This is a genomic window from Streptomyces sp. HSW2009, from assembly GCF_040240285.1.
GTDB lineage: Bacteria > Actinomycetota > Actinomycetes > Streptomycetales > Streptomycetaceae > Streptomyces.
Window position 1 is genome coordinate 1 of the sequence record NZ_JBEHZD010001114.1, and the last position, 710, is coordinate 710.

A 710-nucleotide genomic window follows, 5' to 3' on the forward strand; every position below is an offset into this window, starting at 1 on the left:
CAGCGGGGCCGGCGCGTCGGTGGCGCGGCCCGCCGGCTGCCGGTGGCGCGGGGCGGCCAGGGTGCCGTCCCGCAGGCCCTCGACGATCGCGTCGCGCACCGCGGCCGAGCGGCGCGGGTCGCGGCCGGTGAGCACGGCGACGGTGACGCCGTCGCTGCGGCCGGTGGCCGGCGTCCAGGCGGTGGCGGCCTCGGCGTCGTCGCTGCGTACGCACCACACCCGGCGGGACTCGGCCTCGGCGGAGGCTGCGGCGTTGGCCTCGGCGTCGCCGGTGGCGATCAGCGCGTACCAGGCGTCGGCCAGGTCGCCGGCCCGGTAGCGGCGGCGCTCCCAGCGGATCTCCCCCGCGTCGGCCATGGCCTCCACCGACGGGGTGGCCGACGACGAGATGAGGACGACGTCCGCGCCCGCGGCGATGAGCGCCGGCAGTCGGCGCTGCGCCACCTGTCCGCCGCCGACGACGACCACGCGCCGTCCGCTCAGTCTCAGCCCTACGGGGTAGGCGGGGTTCTCGGACATGACGGTACGGCTCCTCGTACGGCTGAAGGCGCCGCTACTGCACCGGAGCGGCTGGTCAGGATGGGCGCGGGCCCTGCGGACACCTTACGGGGGTGGGCACGGGACCGGGTGGGGGGCGCCGGTGGCTCGCTGGGGACCGGCCGGGTGCGGTGGTGGGGCGGCGGGTCGGGTGGGGACGGCCGGCGGTGGGG

General features: G+C 78.9%; 1 protein-coding gene. It reads right to left on the reverse strand.

Translation table 11 applies throughout. The annotated features are described in order from the left end of the window. Positions 1–519 (reverse strand): precorrin-2 dehydrogenase/sirohydrochlorin ferrochelatase family protein (locus AAHZ94_RS34820; protein ID WP_349997658.1); only part of this gene is annotated, 519 nt, incomplete at its 3' end. Positions 520–710: the final 191 nt, after the last annotated feature.